Source organism: Clostridium ragsdalei P11 (assembly GCF_001675165.1).
In the GTDB taxonomy this organism is placed as follows: Bacteria; Bacillota; Clostridia; order Clostridiales; family Clostridiaceae; genus Clostridium_B; species Clostridium_B ragsdalei.
Map to the genome: position 1 here is coordinate 14,385 of NZ_LROS01000044.1, position 22,227 is coordinate 36,611.

Here is a 22,227-nt window from a genome sequence, read left to right on the forward strand (position 1 = left end):
ATTATTTTACCCCCATAGCTTTTTTACAGAAATCTACTGTCTGCTGTGCATCTTTACAAACTAAATCTGCACCCATATATTTTCCTGCATTTTCATCTACAGGACCACCTCCAACTAGAATCTTTAAATCTTTTCTAAGTCCTGCATCTTCTATTTCCTTTATACATTGTTTTACATTATCAAAGCAAGTAGTTAAAAGACATGAGATTCCTATTACCTTAGGCTTATATTGTTTTATAGCTTCAATATACTTTGCTGTAGGCACATCAACACCTAAATCCTTTACATTAAAGCCGTTACTTTTCATTACAGTAGTTACTATATTTTTTCCTATATCGTGTATATCATCGTAAATAGTTCCCATTACAAATATGCCGTTATTTGGTCCTGAAGCTTCTCCCAATCCTCCAATAATTTCAGAAGCTTCATTAAACACTTCAGCTGACATAATAAGTTCAGATAAAAAATATTCCTTTTTTTCAAATCTATTACCTACAATCCCCATTCCCTCTTGTAAATCTGCTATAATATCTAATACTGGGATTCCACTTTCTTTTTGTGCCTTTACTTCTGCTAAAACAACGTCTTCATCTAAGTCCGCCATTGCATCAATTAATTTTTTGCTCATTTTCATATCCTCCCTTTAATACAAAATAAAAATTTGTGTTAATTTGTACTAATGTTAGAATAACATATATATTGTGGAAATTCAGCGCACATACTGACTAAATTTAATATATTTATTTATACACTGTGAGTACTTTTATTACTCATATTCCGCTGAATGCATAAAAATATAAGTTATTTTATAGTTGTATGCAGTTTTTGCCTTTATGTGGCATAAACTTGCGAATATCTATCTATATTTTTAGACTAATGCATTGATAATTAACGAATTTTTAAGTCTAAAATTTAAATATCGTAAATATGAAAATCATTGTGCGGAATATGAGTTATTAGACATTATTTTAGTCAAAAAAATATGCAATTCACACTATGCTATGTAAATTGCAATTATATTTAAACTTATTTAGTTTTTGAAATTTCTGTTAATGTTTGAGCACTTGCTGTAATCTCTTCTAATGTGGCATTCATCTCTTGCGTAGAAGCAGCTTGTCCTTCAGAAATAGATTGTGCTTCACTTATTACATTAAAAATATTTCTAATATATTTATTTGTCTCTGACAAAGATTGTGAAACTTTTTCTGATGATTGGTTACTTAATTGAGCTAATTTTCTTATTTCGTTTGCGACAACTGAAAATCCTTTTCCATTATCTCCTACATTAGCTTTTATATCTAGTGTATTACCTGGCCTATAATACAGAACTTTCGTATATTCACAACATTTCTATATTAGATTAACATATACATTTTTACAAATCATCGTACATAGTGACTAAATTTTACATATTTATTTATACAATGTGAATATTTAAAGCTTTTAACCCTTTTTTGTTCCACATTTCAATATGTTTTGATATTTGTAATTTTAGATTTAATCATTGCTTTCATTTATTAGATTTCAATATAATGCTTAAACTCCCCTAATAAGGGTAATACCACATAGCCATGAAACTAAGAAAAAATATATAAAAAACAGTACAATGTATAGTAGCTATATGTATAAAAATAGACCACATTCTGAAATTAATATCCTGATGTGGCCTTATACTTAGTAAAAAATATAAAAAAGATGTGCATTAATAGTTATTGACCGATTTTAAATCTATTCCATAAAACAACAAGTATTACAGCAATAACAACCCAAGCTATTGAACCAATAATCAGAGAATACCCTAGCTTATAATGTTTGATACTAAAATATAGCGTTATTAAAAAGACAAAGTATGGAATTAGAGAAAACATTCCAAAGATAATTGTATTTTCTAAAACGCTTGTACCTCTTTCCAAGCCAACAATATAATAAGCCATTATGCCAAACAATGGAAACAACGGAACTAATGCTGCTATATAATAATTCTTTGATTTTGATAAAACCTGAATAACAATTACAACTAACGCTCCTACTAAAGGCTTAATTATTAAACCTACATTCATAACTATAACTTTTACCTCCATTATAAAAAATAAACTACATTTATCTTTTAATAATTATAACATTTTAACAGATTATTTGTAATTTTGAGATCATGCGAGCAATATTCTTGAAATCTTTTTTAGTCTTTCATCTTTTGAGAGGGCAAACTACGCAGTTATTAGTATTAAAGCTGATTCTAATCATAACAGTTATATATACCTTCTTCTCTTTTCATTCTTGCATTATTACTTATATAAGATCCCTCTACTACATCTTTATAACCTTTCTTTATAACTATACTCTTAATATAGTCTACATGTGGACATCTATCAGAATGATGACTATCATGTACCATGCAAGATGCTAAATGAACTACAACTTCATTTTTGCTAATATCAGTTTTTTTATTTAATTTCTTAGAGAATTGCTCTAATTTAGCTGCAACTCCTTTTCCACTACATCCACCACAAGTAAAAGAAATATATCTTGTGGCATCATCATAATCTTCAAAAACTTCATCCTTATTATAAAAAGCATTTGTGCATGCAAATCCACTGCACCTTCTTTGTGCAATATCACATTGAATGATAACAACATATTTAGTATTCATACTTATTCCCCCTTTTTCTTTTAATTATAATTCTAACCTGGTATAATAAAAAGTGTCAGTTTTAACATATCTTATGGTATCAGTTATTGGAGGGCATAAAAAGGCACTGAATATTATTTCTCATTAAAAAGGTCATAATGGAATAATATTCAGTGCTTTTTAACATTCTTATTCTCGGATAAGAATTATATTATTTAATTAATACTTATTACAAGATAATTTAACACTAGATATGAAGAGCAGCTTGGAACGCCTGGTTAACAGCTGTACCGATTGTACCAACTTTCTGACAGTCACCAACTATATAAACATTGGTTTCAGGAGCACAGTGGCGAAGTTTTTCTACAGTATCTGTTCTTGGACGCATTCCCATAGCAAGCAGTACCGTATCTGCTTCATATATAGCAGATTTTCCAGTTTCAATATTATCACAGATAACTTTATTATCACAAATTTCTTTAAGACGATTCAAGTATTTTACAGGAATACCTTTGTCTTTAAGTATAGTCTGAAATTCCTTAGCACTTGTGCCTGAACTTTTTATCAGCTTGGAAAAGCTCTTTTTTTGATCTTCCATTTCGATAACGATTACATCTTTTCCTTCATCATGGAATTCAATTGCAGCTTCAATACCAACAGCACCGGCACCTACAATAACAATTTTGTCTCCAACAAGACTTTGGTCAGATTCAGCATCAATGGCCCAGTGTACATGCTTTTTATTAATTCCCGGTATACTCAAAGGAATGATAGGATCCGAACCAACTGCAATTATAATTGCATCATAATTCTGAGCATCAAGCATATCCTGTGTTGCATCTGTATTAAATAAAATTTTTGCACCTGCAGCTTGGCACTGTGCAGCTGTGTGCTTAAGCCATTTCAAATAATCCTGGCAATCAATTTTAAATGGAGGAAGTGCAGCTCCTTGTACATTACCACCAAGTGAACCTGATTTTTCATAAAGAGTTACATTGTGTCCACGGTCAAGTAATGTCTGCATTGCCTGGATTCCACCAGGGCCTCCTCCTATTATAGCAACTTTCTTCTTAACAGGCGCCTTTGGAACAACACCATCTTTAAGTTCACTTGTCATTCCTGAAATAGGGTTAACAGCACAATAGATTGGTTTCGGAATAAAAAGATGTTTTGTACAAGTATCACAGCGTAAACATGGACGCCTGTCTTCAGGGCGGTTTTCAGCATACTTTCTAGGCATATCAGGATCTGCCATAAGTGGACGACACATAGCAACGAAATCAGCCCATCCATTAGCAATAATTTTTTCAGCATCTTCAATACTTGTAATAGAACCTACTGTAGTTACAAGGAGATCAGGATAAGCCTTCTTTACATCCCGTGCAAAATGAACATTAAAGCAGCGATCCATCATATAGTTTTGGCACCAATTACGGTAATATTTCATATTGAAGTCACTGTGAAGTCCAGCAGAAACGTGAAGAATATCAATATGATCCTTTAATAATCCGATGAGTTCAAGTGTTTCTTTAAAATGCATACCTTCTTCTGCAATTTCATCAGCAGAAATACGAAATTCGATTACGAAGTCCTCACCAACTTTTCTGCGGATAGCATCACATACTTCAATAGCAAAACGTGCCCTATTCTCAATTGAACCACCATATTCATCTGTTCTATGATTATAAAGCGGGCTAGTAAACTGTGAAATAAGGTTACCATGTCCACCATGAACAAGACAGATATCCATTCCTGCTCTTTTCATACGCGCAGCAGCATTGGCGTATTTTTCAACAGTTTGTACAATTTTTTCATGTGTCATTTCAATTGCAGGGATAGGATCTCTTCCAAGTGCTACAGAACGTGTAGCTTCACTTGAAGAAATATTTGGTGATGAACTGTAAGGAGCGTGGCCTACAGTTTCAAAAGCCGTATTTTCACCATTGTGATTAATCTCCAAAGAAGCATGGCAGCCATACTGTTTGCCCATATCAGCATATAATGTTAATGGAAAAATGCAGCTATCATCCTTAAGATCAAGCTGAAAAGCTTCATCTTTAGATTCTGTAATATCAATGGAACAGTTGCCGACATACAATGTGCATACCCCACCACGTGCAAACATGCGGAACCAGTCTACAAATTCCGGTGTAACTAGACCATTAGTACTGGCAAGATTAGGAGACGGTGGTGCAAGGACGATACGGTTTTTAAAATCTATTCCTCGTATTTTAATAGGTGAGAATACATGTTCAAATTTTGATCTCATTTCATTCATCCTTTCTGTTTTAAATTTTGGCATTTCATGTTTTTACATGGTATTAATGTTTAACCAACTATATTTTAATAATAATCTAATTCATTTTAAGTTTAAAGACACATTATGAATAGATTTCATATGCCATAATGTACACTATGCACATTAAAAAAAGTATATAACACATAAAATAGTAAATTCTATGTGTTATATACTTTTTTCATACGCATTTCTATAATATATTTGACAGAGCTATTAATATTCCAATCTTAGCATGGTCAAAAGTAAGTCCACCCTGCAGATAACCTATATAGGGCTCTCTTATAGGTGCATCTGCAGACAACTCTATAGAAGCTCCCTGTATGAAAGCTCCAGCAGCCATTATGACCTGATCTGAATATCCTGGCATATCCCAAGGTTCACACTGGGCAAAAGAATCTACAGGAGATCCCTTTTGAATTCCACGACAGAAATTTATAAGCTTTTCCTTGTCGTTAAACTTAATAGACTGTATTATATCGCTTCTTTTATCCGTATATTTAGGAAGTACTTCAAATCCTGCAAGTTCCATTATTCTAGAACAGAATATAGCTCCCTTTAGTGCTTCTATGGCAACATGAGGTGCAAAAAATAATCCTTCATATAAAAGTCTCATAACTCCAAAAGTAGAACCACATTCTCCACCTATTCCAGGTACAGTTAGCCTATACGAAGCTTTTGTAACACAGTCTTTTTTTCCTGCTATATATCCGCCAGTTGGTGCTATTCCACCACCTATGTTTTTTATAAGTGAACCTGCTACTAAATCAGCTCCTACATCTGTAGGCTCTATGGTATCTATGAATTCACCATAACAATTGTCTACAAAGCATATTACATTAGGATTTATACCTTTAACGAAATCTATAATTTCCTTGATTTCAGATATAAGAAGAGATTTTCTCCAGCCATAACCTGTAGATCTCTGTATATGTACCAATTTTATTGTGTGATTATTTTCAAGATGTTTTTTTATGTCCTCAAAATTTATCTTGTTATCATCAGTTAAATTTACCTGTTCATAATTTACTCCATATTCTTTAAGAGAACCTGAACCCTTGTTTTCTATGCCAATTACTTCATGGAGGGTGTCATAGGGATCACCGCATACTGAAAGCATAGTATCTCCTGGACGTAAGTTTCCGAAAAGTGCACAGCCAAGAGCATGAGTTCCATTCACAAAATGGGGCCTTACAAGGGCACTTTCTGAATTGAATATTCTAGCATAGACTTTGTCCAAGGAATCTCTACCTATATCTCCATATCCATATCCAGATGAATTTGTAAAATGGGATTCACTTATTCCTTCTTCTTGCAGCGCATTTAAAACTTTTAATTGATTGAATTCTCTTATTTCATTGTAGTATTGAAATTGGTCTTTCACATCATTTAAAGCTCTTTCATATAAATCAATTACCTTGTCGCTTATTTTATATTTATCTTTAAGTACTTTTTTTGTTATATTTAGCAAAAATATTACCTCCTAAATGTATGTACTAAATGTCATATTAACATATAAAAAAGGAATAGACAAATGTCCATTCCCCTATAGCTCATTTCCTGAAAAGTTGTTAAATAAAATGCATTTTATAGGTGTCATAGTTGAAATTGCATGTTTATATACCATCATTTGTTTTCCATCACAATCCATTATAACAGTAAAGTTGTCAAAGCCCTTTACATTTCCTTTAATTTGAAATCCATTTGTTAAGTATATAGTAACTGGAATTTTATTTTTTCTTGCCCCATTTAAAAATATGTCCTGTAAGTTATTAGCTGTTTTACTCATAGTTCTCACCCTCCGTAACTTTTATTTATATTCATACAATATAATGAATTTAAATTTTCATTATATTAAAGACGTGTATTATATGTTCTACAATGTCTTCGTCACAACTAAAATTATCCTTATTTATCCAAATTACCCTTTTATCTTTTCTAAACCAGGTTAGCTGCCTTTTGGCATAATTTCGGCTTCCTTTTTTTACTAAATAGATAGCTTCATCTAAGGTAGAATTTCCATTTAAATAATCTAAAATTTCCTTATAGCCTATACCTTTCATGGATTGCATATCAGGAGTATATCCCATGGATTTTAGTTTTTTAACTTCATCTATAAGGCCATTTTCCATCATTAAATCTACCCTTTTATTTATTCTATCATATAATTTAGCCCGATCCATAGTGAGTACAAAATAGTATATGTTATAAGGTATGTCATACAAATTAGTATTTGCATTGTACTCACTTATAGTTTTTCCTGTGAGTTTATACACTTCTAGGGCACGTATAACTCTTTTTAAGTCATTTGGATATAATCTTTTGTAAGAATCTATGTCTACCTCTTTCAAAATGGAATGTACGTATTCCTTCCCCTTTTCTTCTGCTAAATTTCCCAGGTATTCTCTATAACTTTTGTCTGTTTTTGCATCTGTAAAATTATAATTTAAAATGAGAGAATTTATGTAAAGTCCAGTACCACCTACTAACATAGGAAGCTTACCTTTTTTACATATCTCATCTATTGCATTTTTAGCTAGGACTTTGTACTCAGATACGTTGAAGTTTTTATCTGGTTCAATAAAATCTATTAAGTGATGGGTAATCCCCTGCATTTCATCTTCTGTAACTTTAGCAGAACCTATATCCATATACTTGTATATTTGCATGGAATCTGCAGATATTATTTCACCCTTTAATTTTTTAGCAAGTTCTATAGATATATGGGTTTTTCCAACTGCAGTTGGTCCCGAAAGTATAAATAAGTTTTTCATTTCTCTCCTCATTGTATTCTTTTGAATTTTTTCTCCAGGTCATTTAATGTAAGTTTTATTATAGTTGGCCTTCCATGGGGACAGTTAAATGGGTCATCTATAAAGCGCAGCTCTTCAATTAAATGATTCATCTCTATTTCTGAAATGCTAGCATTTGCCTTTATTGCAGCTTTGCAGGCAAGGGTTGCAAGTGAAAGATATTTAACTTCCCAGGTATCGCCTGATCCCATGTTTTTTAAATTATCTAATATATCCATAAATAAGTTTTTCATATCGGGTTTTCCAAGTATCATAGGTACTTCTCTTATACTTATTGTATTATTTCCAAATAATTCTACATTAAAACCAGTTTTTTTAAATAAACCTCTATTTTCTATAAAACAATTATAATCTTTAATTGTAAGTTCCATTACTACAGGTGTTATTAAAACTTGAGATAATACCATACCCTTTTGTATACTCTTTTTATATTTTTCAAAGAGAATTTTTTCATGAGCTGCATGCTGGTCTATCATATAAAGATTACTATTATCTTCTGCTATTATATAAGTACTATGAAATTGTCCTATTATTCTAAGGGGTGGAAATTTAGCCACTCTAATTTCTTCTGATTCATTTTTAGATACTGCATTTTCTTTAGCAGTAAAAGATACCTTAGGTTCTCTTATAAATTCATTTTTATTTGAGCTTCCTTTAGTTTCTTTAAATAAGCCAGGTTCATTTTTTTCTACATAAATCCCCTCATTTGGAGATTTCAAATCTATTGGTATTTGAACTTCCTTAATTTCAGCTTCAGCTTTTTTGGGTTTTAAATCATCTTCCTTTAAATCAATGGTAAAGGAATCCTTTAAGCTTTCCCTTAAAGCCTCATGAATTGCATCAAATACAAATTTAAATACCATTCTGGAGTCACTAAATTTAACTTCCCATTTGGCTGGATGCACATTTACATCTACAAATTCAGGAAATATGTCTATGAACAATATAAAAAAAGGAAATTTATTTATGGTTAAGAATGATTTAAAAGCCTGCTCTGCAGCGGAAGTTATGGATTTATTTTTAACATACCTTTTATTTATGAATATACTTTGGTTATTTCTGCTTCCTCTGCTTATTTCGGAGTTACCTATGTATCCACAAATTGAGATAATATCGCTGTGATTTTCCACAGAAATTATGTTTTCATATATGTTTTTTCCATATACGCATCGTATAACGTCCATCACTTTTCCTGTACCATAAGTTGTCAGAGCCTTTTTCCCATTTTTAAAAAATTTAAAAGATATATCCGGATTGGCAAGAGAAAGTCTTGTTACTATATCCGATATACCTGCAGCTTCCCTACTTGGGGATTTTAAGAATTTTTTCCTGGCAGGTACATTGAAAAACAAATCTTCTACTAAAATTGTAGTACCTTTGTTACAGCCAATTTCTTGAGTTTCCTTTAGGACTCCACCACTTATAATTATTTCATTTCCCACATCAAAGCCTTCTGCTTTACTTTTAAGTATAGTGTTTGATACGGAAGCTATACTGCATAGAGCCTCTCCACGAAATCCTAAAGTACTTATTTTATCTAAATCTTCTACAGTGCTTATTTTACTTGTGGCATGAGGCATAAAGGCTTTTTTTATATCCAAAGGGTGTATTCCACATCCATCATCTATTATTTTTATGGATTTTTCTCCACCTTCTTCTATTTCTATAGTTATGTTCTTAGCTCCAGAGTCTATGCTATTTTCAAGCAGTTCTTTTATTACAGATGAAGGGCCTTCAACTACTTCTCCAGCGGCAATTTTATTTGAAGTATTTTCATCAAGTAAATTTATTCTTTTCACCGTACATCATTCCTTATGACTAAGTTTTATCTTATGGACTTTGCTCTTCTTATTATATCATAAAGTTTATTAAATCCGTCCATAGGAGTCATGTTTAGTATATCTATATCTGTAATATCTTTTACTAAATTTGTCTTTTCTATATCTGAAAAGCCCAGTTGTCTAGTTGGTTCAAGCATAGGAGCTTTTTCTATAATTATATCTTCATTTTTAAGAGGTGCTTTTTTCTCATTTATTGAATACTCTGAATCTAATGCAATTTCAGAATCAACACCTTTATTTTCTTTTAGCTTTTTACTTTCAAGGCTATTTAATATTTCTCCTGCTCTTTTTAAAACTTCTTCTGGAAGTCCTGCAAGCTTTGCAACTTCTATGCCGTAGGATTGGTCGGCTCCTCCTCTTATAATTTTTCTCAAAAAAACTATATTATCCTCCATTTCTTTAACGGATACACAGTAATTTTTGACTCCATCTATCTTACCTTCTAATTTAGTTAGTTCATGATAATGGGTTGCAAATAAGGTTTTACATTTTAGTTTGCTGTTTTTACATATATATTCTATTACTGACCAGGCTATGCTAAGGCCGTCGTAAGTACTTGTTCCACGTCCTACTTCATCCAGTAAAATCAAACTTTTGTTAGTTGCATTTTTAAGTATGTTGGAAACCTCCCACATTTCCACCATAAAGGTACTCTTTCCTGATGCCAGGTCATCTGATGCACCTATCCTTGTAAATATCTTATCACAAACAGATATAGAAGCATTTTTTGCCGGTACAAAGCTACCAATTTGGGCCATTATAACGATCAAAGCTATCTGCCTCATGTAGGTAGATTTGCCTGCCATATTAGGCCCTGTTATTAAAAGAAGTTGATTTTTACCAGTATCTATGTTTATATCGTTTGATATAAATTCTCCAGAGTCAATCATCTTTTCTACTACAGGATGTCTACCTTCTTCTATAATTATGTTATCTGAATTTGTTATTTCAGGTTTACAATAATTATTTTCTATAGCAACTCTTGCAAGGGAGCTTAAGCAATCTACTTCTGAAATTATTTTAGCGGATTTTTGCATTCTGTCTACTTCATTTTCTATTTTATCTCTTACTTCTATAAAGACACTATATTCTAGATTTATAAGCTTTTCCTCTGCACCTAATATTTTATCTTCCATTTCTTTCAATTCAGGAGTTATGTATCTTTCTGCATTTGTAAGAGTTTGTTTTCTTATATATCTACCTTCTGGTACAAGACTTAAATTACTTTTAGTAACCTCAATATAATAACCAAATACTTTATTATAACCTATTTTAAGAGATTTTATTTTAGTAACTTCCCTTTCTGAATTCTCAAGAGAAGCTATCCACTCCTTACCGTGAGCCTTTATTTCTTTAAGTTCATCTATGTCACTGTTATATCCTTTTTTTATAAGGTTACCTTCTTTTAAAGATATTGCAGGATTATCTAATATAGATTTATCTAAAAGTGAATATATGTCCTTTAGTTCATCCAAGTTTTCGTACATATCCTTCAATAATTTTGTATGAAAATTGGATAGTATGGATTTTACTTCAGGTATTTTTTCTATAGAATTTTTTAAAAAATTTAGTTCTTTTGCGTTTACACTTTTAGAAGATATTTTTCCAACTAATCGCTCAATATCATATATGTTTTTTAAAGCCTCTTTTAGATCTTCATGATAGGATATATTATTTGAAATTTCCTCTACAGAATCCAGTCTTTCTTCTATCTTAACCTTATTTATAAGGGGCTGTTCCAGCCATCTTCTAAGCTGTCTCCCTCCCATAGATGTATTTGTTTTATCTATAACCCAGAGGAGAGATCCTTTTTTATTATTTTCTCTTAAGCTTTCTGTAATTTCTAAATTTCTTCTGGAATTCCCATCTATAGTGAGATAATCTACTATATTGTAATAGGAAAATTTATTTATATGAGATAGATCATTCTTTTGAGTTTCCCTTATATATTTTAGTAGGGAGCCACAGCATTTTATAATTTCATTACTATAATCTTCTCCTGCAAAATTTTCAAACTGATCCTCTAACATATTTTTAGTTTCGTCTGCAAAATAGCTTTCATCTAATTTAGTGAATGAACCATTAAAAATATCTTTCATTTTATTCAATATATCGATACTTATGATATTTTGAATTACTAGTTCACTTGGAGAGTATTTTGATATTTCATCTAAAATTGTAGATAAATTAAAAGGAGTGTCCGTACAATTGAACTCTCCAGTAGACACATCTGCAAAACACAGTGCAGAAATATTTGTCTGGGTATCTATGTACAAACACGCTATATAATTATTTTTATTTTCTTCTAAAAAAGTAGAGTCCGTGTAAGTCCCAGGAGTTACAACCTTGATTATTCCCCTTTTAACTATACCTTTTGCTAGAGCGGGATCTTCTAGCTGCTCACATATAGCTATTTTGTATCCCTTGTTTATAAGTCTTCCTATATACGAATTTGCAGCATGATAGGGTATTCCACACATAGGAGCCCTTTCTTTTAAACCACAGTCTCTACCTGTAAGTACTAACTCAAGTTCCCTAGATGCTATTTTTGCATCTTCAAAAAACATTTCATAAAAATCACCTAATCTAAAAAACAGTATACAGTCTTTATAACTTTCTTTTACTTCCATATACTGCTGCATCATTGGAGTTAATGCCACTTTATTGTCCTCCTTGCTACTGTATTTCCTCACCTAAAAGTGAGAAAGAAGTTGCTTTTGTTATGTGTACTTTAACTAATTTGCCTATATCTTTTTTATTACCTTCAAAGTTTACCAGCTTACCTGATCTTGTTCTGCCTGTAAGTTTTGTATTATCATTTTTACTTGTACCCTCTACTAATATTTCTTCCGTTCTTCCCTCATAGGCTTTGTTTTTTCTAGCAGAGGATTCATTTATAACTTCAACAAGTCTATTAAATCTTTCATGTTTTATATCTTCTGGAATCTGATCTTCAAAATCATAAGCAGGAGTACCTTTCCTTTTTGAATATATAAAAGTAAATGCTGAATCATACTGTACTTCTCTTGCAAGATTTAATGTTTCCTCAAAATCTTCTTCCGTCTCACCTGGAAAACCAACTATTATATCTGTAGTAATAGCGGCATCAGGCACTTTTTCTCTTATCTTTTTAACAAGATTTAGATACCCTTCCTTTGAATAGTTTCTGTTCATTTTTTTTAAAAGAGAAGTTGAACCCGATTGTACTGGAAGATGTATTTGCTCACATACTTTACTACACTCAGCTACGGCATCTACTACATCTTCAGTTAAATCTTTAGGATGGGATGTCATGAATCTAATTCTTTCAACACCATCTATAGAATTAATTCTCCTCAAAAGATCACTGAAACTTATTTTAGGTTCTAAAGTTTTACCATAGGAATTTACATTTTGTCCAAGGAGGGTTATTTCTTTATACCCTTTTGAAATCAATTCTTTTATTTCTTTTTCAATATCTTCAGGTTTTCTGCTTCTCTCTCTTCCTCTTACATAGGGAACTATACAGTAGGTACAAAAATTATTACATCCGTACATTATTGTAACAAAGGCTTTTACAGTACTTTCTCTATCTATTGGAAGCCCTTCTACGATCCCAGACTCTTTGTCTTGTATTTCAATTACAGATGTATTTTCCTGCTGAACTCTATTTAAGTATTCAGGAAATTTATAAGAATTATGAGTTCCAAATATTATATCTACAAAAGGAAACCTTTTGATTATATTTTTTGCCATGTCTTTTTGCTGCATCATGCATCCACATATGGCTATTATGAGATTTGGATTTTTAATCTTTAGCTTTTTGAGCATTCCAAGATTCCCATATACTTTTAGTTCTGCATTTTCTCTTACGCAGCAGGTATTGAATATTATTAAGTCCGCAGAAGATCTATCTTCTGTTCTTTTATATCCTAATCTTTTTAACATGCCAGATAATTTTTCAGAATCCTCTTCATTCATCTGACATCCCCAAGTTTCAATAAAGAAATTTTTAGCTGCCTTTTCTACATTATTTATCATGTGTATTATAACCTCCGATAGTCTTAGCTTTACACTGTATTATAACATAATAAGCAATTAAAAATAAACATAATCCATTTAAATAAGATTAAAGTTAATATCTATGATAATTTAGAAATAGACTTTAATTCATTAAATCTTTTATAAAATCTTTAAAGAGTTATGGTTTTCATAGCTCTTTAAATTTAAGTATAATAAATATATAGAATAAATTTCATATTCAGAATTATACAATAATAAAGTTTTTATTGAAAAAATCATTCAAAAACTATATTATTGTAATATATCTATTTATAAGGTGGCGATAAATAGATATTTATATGACAAAATATTTACTTAAGGGGGTTTTTTTATGAAAATAAATTTTTCAGAAAGGGCAAATGGTTTAAAAGCATCTGAAATAAGAGAGCTTTTAAAATTAACAGAGATGCCTGAAGTCATTTCTTTTGCCGGAGGATTACCAGCACCGGAATTATTCCCTGTAGACGGAATGAAGAAAGTTACTCAAGAGGTCTTGGAAAAGGATGGACAAGTTGCTTTACAATATAGTACAACAGAAGGGTTTAAGCCTTTAAGAGATATAATAGCAAAGCAGAGAATGTCTCGTGAAGGTGTAGATGTAACTGGAGATGACATAATTGTAACATCTGGATCTCAAGAGGGAATTGAATTTTCAGCTAAGATATTTGTAAATGAGGGAGATACTATAATATGTGAAAGTCCAAGTTATTTAGGTGCTATTGGAGCATTTAAAGCTTATCGACCTAATTTTACTGAAATAGAAATGGATGAGCATGGTATCATAATAGAAAAGTTAGAAGAAGAATTAAAGAAAAATAAAAGAGTTAAAATGATATATACAATTCCAGATTTTCAAAATCCAACAGGAATAACTATGTCAGATGACAGAAGAAAGCGTATTGCAGAGCTTGCTAAAGAATACCAGGTTCCTGTAATTGAAGATAATCCATATGGAGAACTTATTTTTGAAGGCACTACACATCCATCTATAAAAAGTTTTGATAAAGATGGTTGGGTAATATACCTTGGAACATTTTCTAAAACTTTTTGTCCAGGTTTGAGACTTGGTTGGATATGTGCTGCACCTGAAATACTTGAAAAATACATTATTATAAAACAAGGTGTAGACTTGCAGTGTAGTACTTTAGATCAAAGGGCAACTGCACTTTTTATGCAAAAGTATGATTTAAATGAACATGTAGAAGAAATCAAAAAAGTATACGGAAAACGCAGAAAACTTATGCTTGAAAGTATGGATAAATATTTTCCAAAAGAAGTTACACATACAAATCCTTATGGAGGACTTTTTACTTGGGTTTATTTAAAAGAAGGTTTAGATTCTGCTGAAATATTAAAAGAAGCTTTAAAAGAGAATGTTGCCTATGTTCCTGGAGGTCCTTTCTTCCCAAATGGTGGGCATAAAAATCACTTTAGATTAAACTACTCCTGTATGTCAGAAGACAAAATCGTTGAAGGAATCAAAAGATTAGGAAAAGTTCTTGCTAAATACTATTGATATATGAATAATATCTCTCCCTTTGGGTTAAACTTCTCTTAAGGGAGAGGATACTATGTATGATATAAAAGATTTCAAAAAACTACAAGAGAGCAAAAATAAGCTAAGGGCTGATTGTATTGGAGACAGAGGTTATTTTAAAAGTACTTATTATGAAAGCATGTTTCAATTTAAGTCAATGCATATTCCTACAGAAAGCTTAATTAAATAGAAGTTTTTAACTTAAATTATCTTTAGCTTGATTAAAATTAATAGTCGGAGGATAAATTATATGAAATTATCAAACAGAATTTTAAATATGCAATTTTCGCCTATTCGTAAATTGGCGCCTTATGCAGCTGAAGCTAAAAAGAGAGGAACAAAGGTCTATCACTTAAACATTGGACAACCTGATGTACTTACTCCTGACATATTTTTTAAGGCAATTTCAAATTTTAAGGAAAATGTACTTAAATACACTGAATCACAAGGAATGGATGCACTTCAAGAAAGTTTTATAGAATATTATAAAAAATGGGGCACAGAATTTGCAAAAGATGAACTTTTGGTAACTAATGGTGGAAGTGAAGCCATAATGCTTACCTTTATGACTTTATGTGATCCTGGTGATGAAATACTTTCACCTGAGCCTTTTTATACAAATTATAATGGATTTGCACAAGTAGCTTCAGCTAAAATGGTTCCTTATTTAACAAAAGCTGAAGATGGATTTCACTTGCCATCTAAAGAAGTAATAGAAAGTAAAATAACTGACAAAACACGTGCTCTTATGATTTCAAATCCAGGAAATCCAACTGGAACAGTGTATACTGAAGAAGAACTCAGGATGCTTGGAGATATAGCTAAAGAACATGACTTATTCTTAATCGCAGATGAAGTTTATAGGGAATTTGTATATGATGGATTGAAATATACTTCAGCCCTTACTTTGAAGGATATTGAAGACAGAGTAATAATCGTAGACAGTATATCAAAGCGTTACAGCGCTTGTGGTGCAAGAATTGGTCTGGTAGCTTCAAAGAATAAGAACCTTATTCACAATATAATGAAATTATGTCAGTCTAGACTTTGTGTACCTACAGTAGAGCAGATAGGCGCTGCAGCTTTAAAAGATACTCCAGAAAGTTACTTCATTGAAACTAGAAAAGAGTACCAAAAAAGAAGAGACATACTTATGGATGGTCTTAAAAAAATCCCTGGAGTTGTATGTCAAAAGCCGACAGGTGCTTTCTACATAGTTGCTAAGTTACCTGTCCCAGATGCAGAAGATTTTGCTAAATACTTATTAACTGAGTTTAATAAAGATGGTAAAACTGTAATGGTAGCACCTGCAGGAGGGTTCTATGCTACTCCTGGTCTTGGAAAAGATGAAGTGAGAATATCTTATTGTTTAAATTGTGATGATTTAAAAGATGCTATGGACCTTCTCAAAGTAGCAATAGAAGAGTATCAAAAAGTTATAAAATAAATTATAAAAAAAGTTTCCATAATTATTTATGGAAACTTTTTTTATCCAATATCCAGTTATACCTCTCACTTTCAATACGAAATCCCATGTTAGTATATAATTGTAAGGCTATATAATTAGAACTTTTTACTTTTATTATTACTCTATTAAATCCACTACAGTACATTATTTTTAAAAGATAGATTAACAGTGCCTTACCATATTTTTTTCCTCTAAATTCTTTTAATATACCAAAATTCACTATAACAGGTATATCATTTTCCATTACAATTTGCCCATAACCTATATACTCATCATTTTGCTTTAGAAAAATTGCCCCTTTTTCAAAATAGTAATCTTGAGCTTCATCAAAATATATATCCTCTAAAGTCAAAGGAACTCTAGTATCAGTTTTAAATATTTCATTTTGTATTTCACATCTTTTTTGTTCATCTTTTCCCTTTTCAAATATTTTGAATTGAAGTTTTTCGTCAAAAATTAACGGTATATTTTCAAGTAAATTTTTATAAAGGGTTAAAGTTCCCTCTCCTTTTTTAAATCCAATACTTTTTAATAAATTGAAGTTATAATTATTGTTTTGACATATATACTTTATAGTGCAAGGCTCTTTTATAGTGTTTATTAGATACTTATAAGGCGAATTATCTGGGGCAATGCAGTTACATAATACATTCATGGCGTTTATAGTACATATTTTATTATAAGAGACATCAGACCAAATATAGCCTATATAGTGTAAATCTTTTTTTATAAGTTTTACCCTTCTTCTTAAAATTAGCTGTTTAGCAAAATTATACCTATCATAGGTTTTAAAAAAATCCTCATTTACAGGATTAAATAAATATCTTTTATTGTTTAACTCCCTAAAATACTTTAGATTCTTGTTTGTTAGTTTTACGCATTTATACATACTCTATTTTTCCCCATAGGATTGTTATTTAATATAAGTATAAATTTAAAATAAATCTTGGTCAAATATATAAAGAGACCATCTCAGGTGATGATCTCTTATATATTTGAAGCTTTTACCTCTACAACTTGCTCAAATATACCTCTCTTTATTTCAGTTGCTGTCATATTTCTGGCATGAAACTTTTCAGTCATATAATTACATGCATCCCAAGGATTTATCCTACTTCCACAAGTAAACACATCTACAGCAGCATAACCAAGTTCAGGCCACGTGTGAATAGTTAAGTGGGATTCAGATATTATTACTACTCCACTTATTCCTTGAGGTTTAAATTCATGAAAAGCAACTTCTCTAACTTCGGCACCTGCCTTTATTGCAGAATCAATCATAATTTTTTCTATAAAATCTTTATTATTTAATATTTTAGCATCACATCCATAAATTTCTGCTAAAATATGTCTTCCTAATTCATGCATGCTTCAACTTACCCCCTTAGAAAAAAATACAACAATTAAATTTTATCAAAAATAAGAGAAAAGTCAATATAAATATGGCTATAAAACATTAGTTAACAATAGCTCTATTTAATTAAACATTGCTCCCATTTTCTATGTATATTGTATAAGAAATCAGAATTTACATAAAGTTTCTATTTTCTAATTCTTACTTCAGGGTAGTAAATTAAAAATACTTAACTTAGATTTCATCTACTTCTTTTATACTTAAAGCTATTTTTTCGCTATCTTTATTTACTTCAAGGATCTTAGCCTTTATTTCCTGACCTATTTTAAGTACATCTTCTGGTTTATCTATTCTCTTATGGCTTATTTGTGATATATGAACTAATGCATCTACACCTGGCTCTAATTCAACAAATGCACCAAAATTTGCAAACCTAACTACTTTACCAAGTACTACATTGCCAACAGGATATTTTATGTCTACGTTGATCCATGGGTCTTCCATGAGCTTTTTTAAAGATAAAGATAACTTCTTCTTTTCTCTATCAATGTCTAAGATATAAACTTTAATCTTATCTCCAATTTTTAAAACATCACTTGGTTTTCCAACTCTTCCCCAGGAAAGTTCAGATACATGTAGAAGTCCGTCAACTCCTTGTACATCAACAAATGCGCCAAAATCAGTCAATCTTCTAACTTCACCATCTACTACAGTATCTTTTTCAAGCACATTCCAAGTCTGTTCTTCCATTTTTTCTCTTTCCATTCTCAAAAGGTCTCTTCTTGAAGCTACTATTCTGGTACCTTTCTTTTCTTCTTTAAATTCAATTATAGTTACATCAAGCTCTTTATCTACATATTGTGAAAGATCATCTACATGATATAATTCTACATGAGAAGCAGGTATAAAGACCCTAGCACCTTTGTAATTGGCAACAAGACCTCCATTTACAGCTTCTTTTACAATAACTTTTAATACCTGACTATTTCCATTAGCTTCTTTTAATTCTTTATAAGCATTTTCTCTCTCTAATTCTATCTTAGATAATACCACATATCCATCTTCATTTTGTCTTCTTATTACTTTGACATATAATTCATCTCCACAATGAATTAATTCTTCTAAGTTGTCACTTTCATTTTTTGTTATCTCACGTTTTGGAAGTACACCTTCTGATTTATATCCTATATTTAAAAAAACCTCTTTTGGATTTACAGATATTACTGTACCCTTAATTTTTTCACCTAATATTATTTGGGTATCATTTTTGTCCATATAAGATAGTTGCTCATTTAGTTCTAAATTTTTGTCATCACTCATTTTTAAAATTGCCTCCTTTATTATCCAATCTGGTGTTGAAGCTCCTGCTGTAACACCTATAGTTTTAATTTTATTACAATTACTTATATCATCAGGTATTTCTCCTGAATTTTCAACATAAATAGTATTATTGCAGTTATCTTTACATATTTCATAAAGTTTAGTGGTATTAGAGCTATTTTTACCACCTATTACTACCATCATATCTACTTCTTTAGAAATATCTGCTGCTGCCTTCTGACGAAATTCTGTGGCACTGCATATAGTATTAAAAGCAATAAATTCTTTGCAATTTTTAGCCACTATACTAAGCACTTTTTCCCAGTTAGATTGTTTTTCTGTAGTTTGAGAAACTATACACAGTTTTGATGGTAACTTTTCTAAATTGGTGCCATCTTTAGATATTAAAGCCTTATTTTCACACCACCCATTTATTCCAATTACTTCAGGATGATTTTTATCTCCTACTATTAATATAGAATACCCTAATTTATAATATTCTTGTACTTTTCTTTGTATATTTAAAACATATGGGCAAGTTGCATTTACTATGTTTATTTTTTTACTTTTTAAAGTAAAAAATATTTTTTCGGGAACACCATGAGAACGTATTATAACTACATCATCTTCCCTTAGATTATCTATATTATCTATTTCTATAGGATATATACCTTTTTCCTTTAATTTATTTACTACATCACTATTATGAATCAAAGGACCTAAAGTATATATTTTTTTATTAAATTTTTTTTGAGTCTTTAAGGATTCTTCTACAGCTCTTTTTACTCCAAAGCAAAATCCGGATTTGTCTGCTAAAATAATATTCAATTTTATCACCTTAATTATTTTATATATGTTCTTCAATATATTTTTTTATATAGGATGAAATTATTTGTACAACTTCAGAAAGAGAGAGAAAAGATGAATCTATCTCTACAGCATCTTCTGCCTTTACAAAAGGTGAAGAGGATCTATGTGAATCTATATGATCTCTTTTAATTATATCATTTAGTATTTCGTCATAGTTTACAGATATATTTTTTTCACTCAATTCATTATATCTTCTTTTAGCTCTTTCCTCTGGACTGGCAGTTAGAAAAAATTTTAAAGGTGCATTTTTTAAAACAACACTGCCAATATCTCTTCCATCCATAATTACATTATATTCTCCTGCCATCTGCTGTTGCAACTTTACAAGTAATTTTCGAACATCAGAAATTGCAGCATAATTGGATACAGTATTGCTTATTGTAGGATGCTTTATACTTTCTGTTAAGTCTTCCCCATTTACAATTAACTTCTCTCCTTCAAAATGCATCTTAAGCGATTTTGTGATTTCACATACTTTATTTACATCTGTACAGCTTACATTTTGTCTTATACACATAAGAGTAACTGCTCTATACATAGCTCCAGTATTTATGTACATAAAATTAAATTTTTGGGCTATGATATTTGCTATGGTGCTTTTACCTGCAGCTGCAGGTCCATCTATTGCTACAGATATTTTCAAAATGTTATTCCGCCTTTCTTAAAATAGTCCATATAAAGATAAAAATTTACATATCCACATTCTATTATAATTCTATATAAAACTATAAAATCCTTTATTTTATGATATTATATAAAATTAGTTATTTTCTTGAATATTTCCAATATCATTTCCTGCTAAAAAACCGGTAGATAAAGCAATTTGCATGTTAAATCCTCCCGTATAAGCATCTACATCTATTACTTCTCCACCAAAATACAAATTTGAAACTATTTTAGATTTCATATTAGATGGATCTATTTCTTTAACAGTTATACCGCCAGAAGTTACTATAGCTTCAGCTATAGGGCGAAGTCCTTTTATATTCATTGATAAATTTTGAAGCAAATTTACTAATGTATGTCTTTCAAGTTTTGTTATAGAATTAACTTTTTTATTTGGGTCTATATTACTCAAACTTACAATTACATCTATTAATTTTTTAGGAAGCAGGTCATCTAGGGAATTTTTAAAACTTTTATTTGAATACTTAAAAAAGTCCTTTTGTATTCTTTTATCTAAATCTTCAAAGCTAAGTGCAGGTTTTAGATTTATAACTGCCTTTAAATTATGTTTGTTCTCTATAACCCTACTTCCACTTAATACTATAGGTCCAGAGATACCAAAATGGGTAAACAACATTTCTCCAAATTCCTTATATAATGTATTTTTTTTAGGATCTATTATACTTAGCTCTACATTTTTTAAAGAAAGTCCCTGGAGAGATTTGATCCAATCATCACTTATTTCTATTGGTACTAAAGCAGGATTTATAGGTGTTATAGTATGGCCTAAATCTTTTGCCATTCTGTAACCATCCCCGGTAGAACCGGTTTGGGGATAAGACATTCCCCCTGTACACAATATAAAATAGTCGCCCTCTACTATGGAATTATCTTGAAGTTGAATCGATTGTATACGATTTTCTCTACAGATAAATTTTGTAACTTGAGAGTTTAATTTTATAACAACCCTTTTTCTAAGCAACTCTTTTTCCATAGCACCAATTAAGTCTGATGATTTATCAGATTCAGGAAAAACTCTATCTCCTCTTTCAACTTTCAATTTAACTTTTAAATTATTGAAAAAATTTATAGTATCATTGTTTGTAAACGAATAAAGAGAACTGTATAAGAAATTCGGATTTCGGGGAATGTAATCAAAAAATTCACTTATATCTTTTGAATTGGTTATATTACACCTTCCTTTTCCCGATATAAACATTTTTTTACCTAACTTGTTGTTTTTTTCAACTAAAACGACATCGTTATTTTTTGCTGCATTTATGGCTGCCATCATACCAGAGGGGCCACCACCAATTACTATTACTTTTGACATTAATCCACACACCTTATTTTCTTTCAAATGCCTAATCTAAAATGGACAAATTCAAAATA

General features: G+C 30.7%; 19 protein-coding genes. 3 read left to right on the forward strand and 16 right to left on the reverse strand.

All coding sequences use genetic code 11. The annotated features are described in order from the left end of the window. Window position 1: 1 nt before the first annotated feature. The 11 genes from CLRAG_RS15250 to miaB form a co-directional block, all read right to left on the reverse strand. Window positions 2–628 (reverse strand): cobalamin B12-binding domain-containing protein, encoded by a 627-nt coding sequence (locus CLRAG_RS15250; protein WP_065079192.1) that lies wholly within the window; start codon window positions 626–628, stop codon window positions 2–4. 398 nt (window positions 629–1,026) lie between these two features. Further along, window positions 1,027–1,326, reverse strand: a complete 300-nt coding sequence (locus CLRAG_RS20245) for a methyl-accepting chemotaxis protein (protein WP_083985749.1) — start codon at window positions 1,324–1,326, stop codon at window positions 1,027–1,029. Between the two features lie 383 nt (window positions 1,327–1,709). Further along, complete coding sequence (locus CLRAG_RS15255; RefSeq protein WP_065079193.1) at window positions 1,710–2,060, reverse strand: GlpM family protein; 351 nt, start codon at window positions 2,058–2,060, stop codon at window positions 1,710–1,712. 176 nt (window positions 2,061–2,236) lie between these two features. Beyond that, window positions 2,237–2,650: a CGGC domain-containing protein gene (locus tag CLRAG_RS15260; protein ID WP_065079194.1), complete on the reverse strand. Its 414-nt coding sequence runs from the start codon at window positions 2,648–2,650 to the stop codon at window positions 2,237–2,239. Window positions 2,651–2,876: 226 nt separating this feature from the next. Beyond that, the gene (locus CLRAG_RS15265) at window positions 2,877–4,898 is read right to left on the reverse strand and encodes an oxidoreductase (protein WP_065079195.1); all 2,022 of its coding nucleotides are present in this window, start codon (window positions 4,896–4,898) and stop codon (window positions 2,877–2,879) included. A 220-nt stretch (window positions 4,899–5,118) separates the two neighbouring features. Continuing rightward, a complete protein-coding gene (locus tag CLRAG_RS15270) occupies window positions 5,119–6,396 on the reverse strand; it encodes a methionine gamma-lyase family protein (protein ID WP_065079196.1) in 1,278 nt (425 codons plus the stop codon). Between the two features lie 75 nt (window positions 6,397–6,471). Then, window positions 6,472–6,714 carry an RNA chaperone Hfq gene (hfq, locus tag CLRAG_RS15275; protein WP_013238771.1) on the reverse strand — a complete coding sequence of 81 codons (243 nt, stop codon included), beginning with the start codon at window positions 6,712–6,714 and terminating at the stop codon, window positions 6,472–6,474. A gap of 49 nt (window positions 6,715–6,763) precedes the next feature. Then, complete coding sequence (gene miaA, locus CLRAG_RS15280) at window positions 6,764–7,699, reverse strand: tRNA (adenosine(37)-N6)-dimethylallyltransferase MiaA (protein ID WP_065079197.1); 936 nt, start codon at window positions 7,697–7,699, stop codon at window positions 6,764–6,766. A gap of 8 nt (window positions 7,700–7,707) precedes the next feature. After that, the gene (mutL, locus tag CLRAG_RS15285) at window positions 7,708–9,537 is read right to left on the reverse strand and encodes a DNA mismatch repair endonuclease MutL (RefSeq protein ID WP_065079198.1); all 1,830 of its coding nucleotides are present in this window, start codon (window positions 9,535–9,537) and stop codon (window positions 7,708–7,710) included. A gap of 26 nt (window positions 9,538–9,563) precedes the next feature. Next, complete coding sequence (gene mutS, locus CLRAG_RS15290) at window positions 9,564–12,239, reverse strand: DNA mismatch repair protein MutS (protein WP_065079199.1); 2,676 nt, start codon at window positions 12,237–12,239, stop codon at window positions 9,564–9,566. Between the two features lie 16 nt (window positions 12,240–12,255). Further along, the gene (gene miaB, locus CLRAG_RS15295; RefSeq protein WP_065079200.1) at window positions 12,256–13,599 is read right to left on the reverse strand and encodes a tRNA (N6-isopentenyl adenosine(37)-C2)-methylthiotransferase MiaB; all 1,344 of its coding nucleotides are present in this window, start codon (window positions 13,597–13,599) and stop codon (window positions 12,256–12,258) included. 352 nt (window positions 13,600–13,951) lie between these two features. On the opposite strand from miaB, the gene CLRAG_RS15300 reads away from it, so the two are divergent. The 3 genes from CLRAG_RS15300 to CLRAG_RS15305 are packed head-to-tail and all read left to right on the forward strand — an operon-like array spanning window position 13,952 to window position 16,604. Continuing rightward, on the forward strand, window positions 13,952–15,136 hold the full coding sequence (locus tag CLRAG_RS15300) for an aminotransferase-like domain-containing protein (RefSeq protein WP_065079201.1): 1,185 nt from the start codon (window positions 13,952–13,954) through the stop codon (window positions 15,134–15,136). A gap of 55 nt (window positions 15,137–15,191) precedes the next feature. After that, window positions 15,192–15,347 (forward strand): hypothetical protein, encoded by a 156-nt coding sequence (locus tag CLRAG_RS20900; protein ID WP_167351581.1) that lies wholly within the window; start codon window positions 15,192–15,194, stop codon window positions 15,345–15,347. Between the two features lie 60 nt (window positions 15,348–15,407). Next, window positions 15,408–16,604, forward strand: coding sequence for a pyridoxal phosphate-dependent aminotransferase (locus CLRAG_RS15305; RefSeq protein ID WP_065079202.1), 1,197 nt, complete (start codon window positions 15,408–15,410; stop codon window positions 16,602–16,604). A 22-nt stretch (window positions 16,605–16,626) separates the two neighbouring features. Here the strand turns inward: CLRAG_RS15305 and CLRAG_RS15310 are convergent, their stop codons facing one another. The 5 genes from CLRAG_RS15310 to CLRAG_RS15330 form a co-directional block, all read right to left on the reverse strand. Continuing rightward, window positions 16,627–17,514, reverse strand: a complete 888-nt coding sequence (locus CLRAG_RS15310; RefSeq protein ID WP_065079203.1) for a GNAT family N-acetyltransferase — start codon at window positions 17,512–17,514, stop codon at window positions 16,627–16,629. Window positions 17,515–17,612: 98 nt separating this feature from the next. Beyond that, window positions 17,613–17,993 carry an adenosylmethionine decarboxylase gene (gene speD / locus CLRAG_RS15315; RefSeq protein WP_013238781.1) on the reverse strand — a complete coding sequence of 127 codons (381 nt, stop codon included), beginning with the start codon at window positions 17,991–17,993 and terminating at the stop codon, window positions 17,613–17,615. A gap of 220 nt (window positions 17,994–18,213) precedes the next feature. Next, a complete protein-coding gene (locus tag CLRAG_RS15320) occupies window positions 18,214–20,127 on the reverse strand; it encodes a bifunctional 4-hydroxy-3-methylbut-2-enyl diphosphate reductase/30S ribosomal protein S1 (protein ID WP_065079204.1) in 1,914 nt (637 codons plus the stop codon). Between the two features lie 19 nt (window positions 20,128–20,146). Next, window positions 20,147–20,812 (reverse strand): (d)CMP kinase, encoded by a 666-nt coding sequence (cmk, locus tag CLRAG_RS15325; RefSeq protein WP_065079205.1) that lies wholly within the window; start codon window positions 20,810–20,812, stop codon window positions 20,147–20,149. A gap of 117 nt (window positions 20,813–20,929) precedes the next feature. Beyond that, complete coding sequence (locus tag CLRAG_RS15330; RefSeq protein WP_065079206.1) at window positions 20,930–22,168, reverse strand: BaiN/RdsA family NAD(P)/FAD-dependent oxidoreductase; 1,239 nt, start codon at window positions 22,166–22,168, stop codon at window positions 20,930–20,932. Window positions 22,169–22,227: the final 59 nt, after the last annotated feature.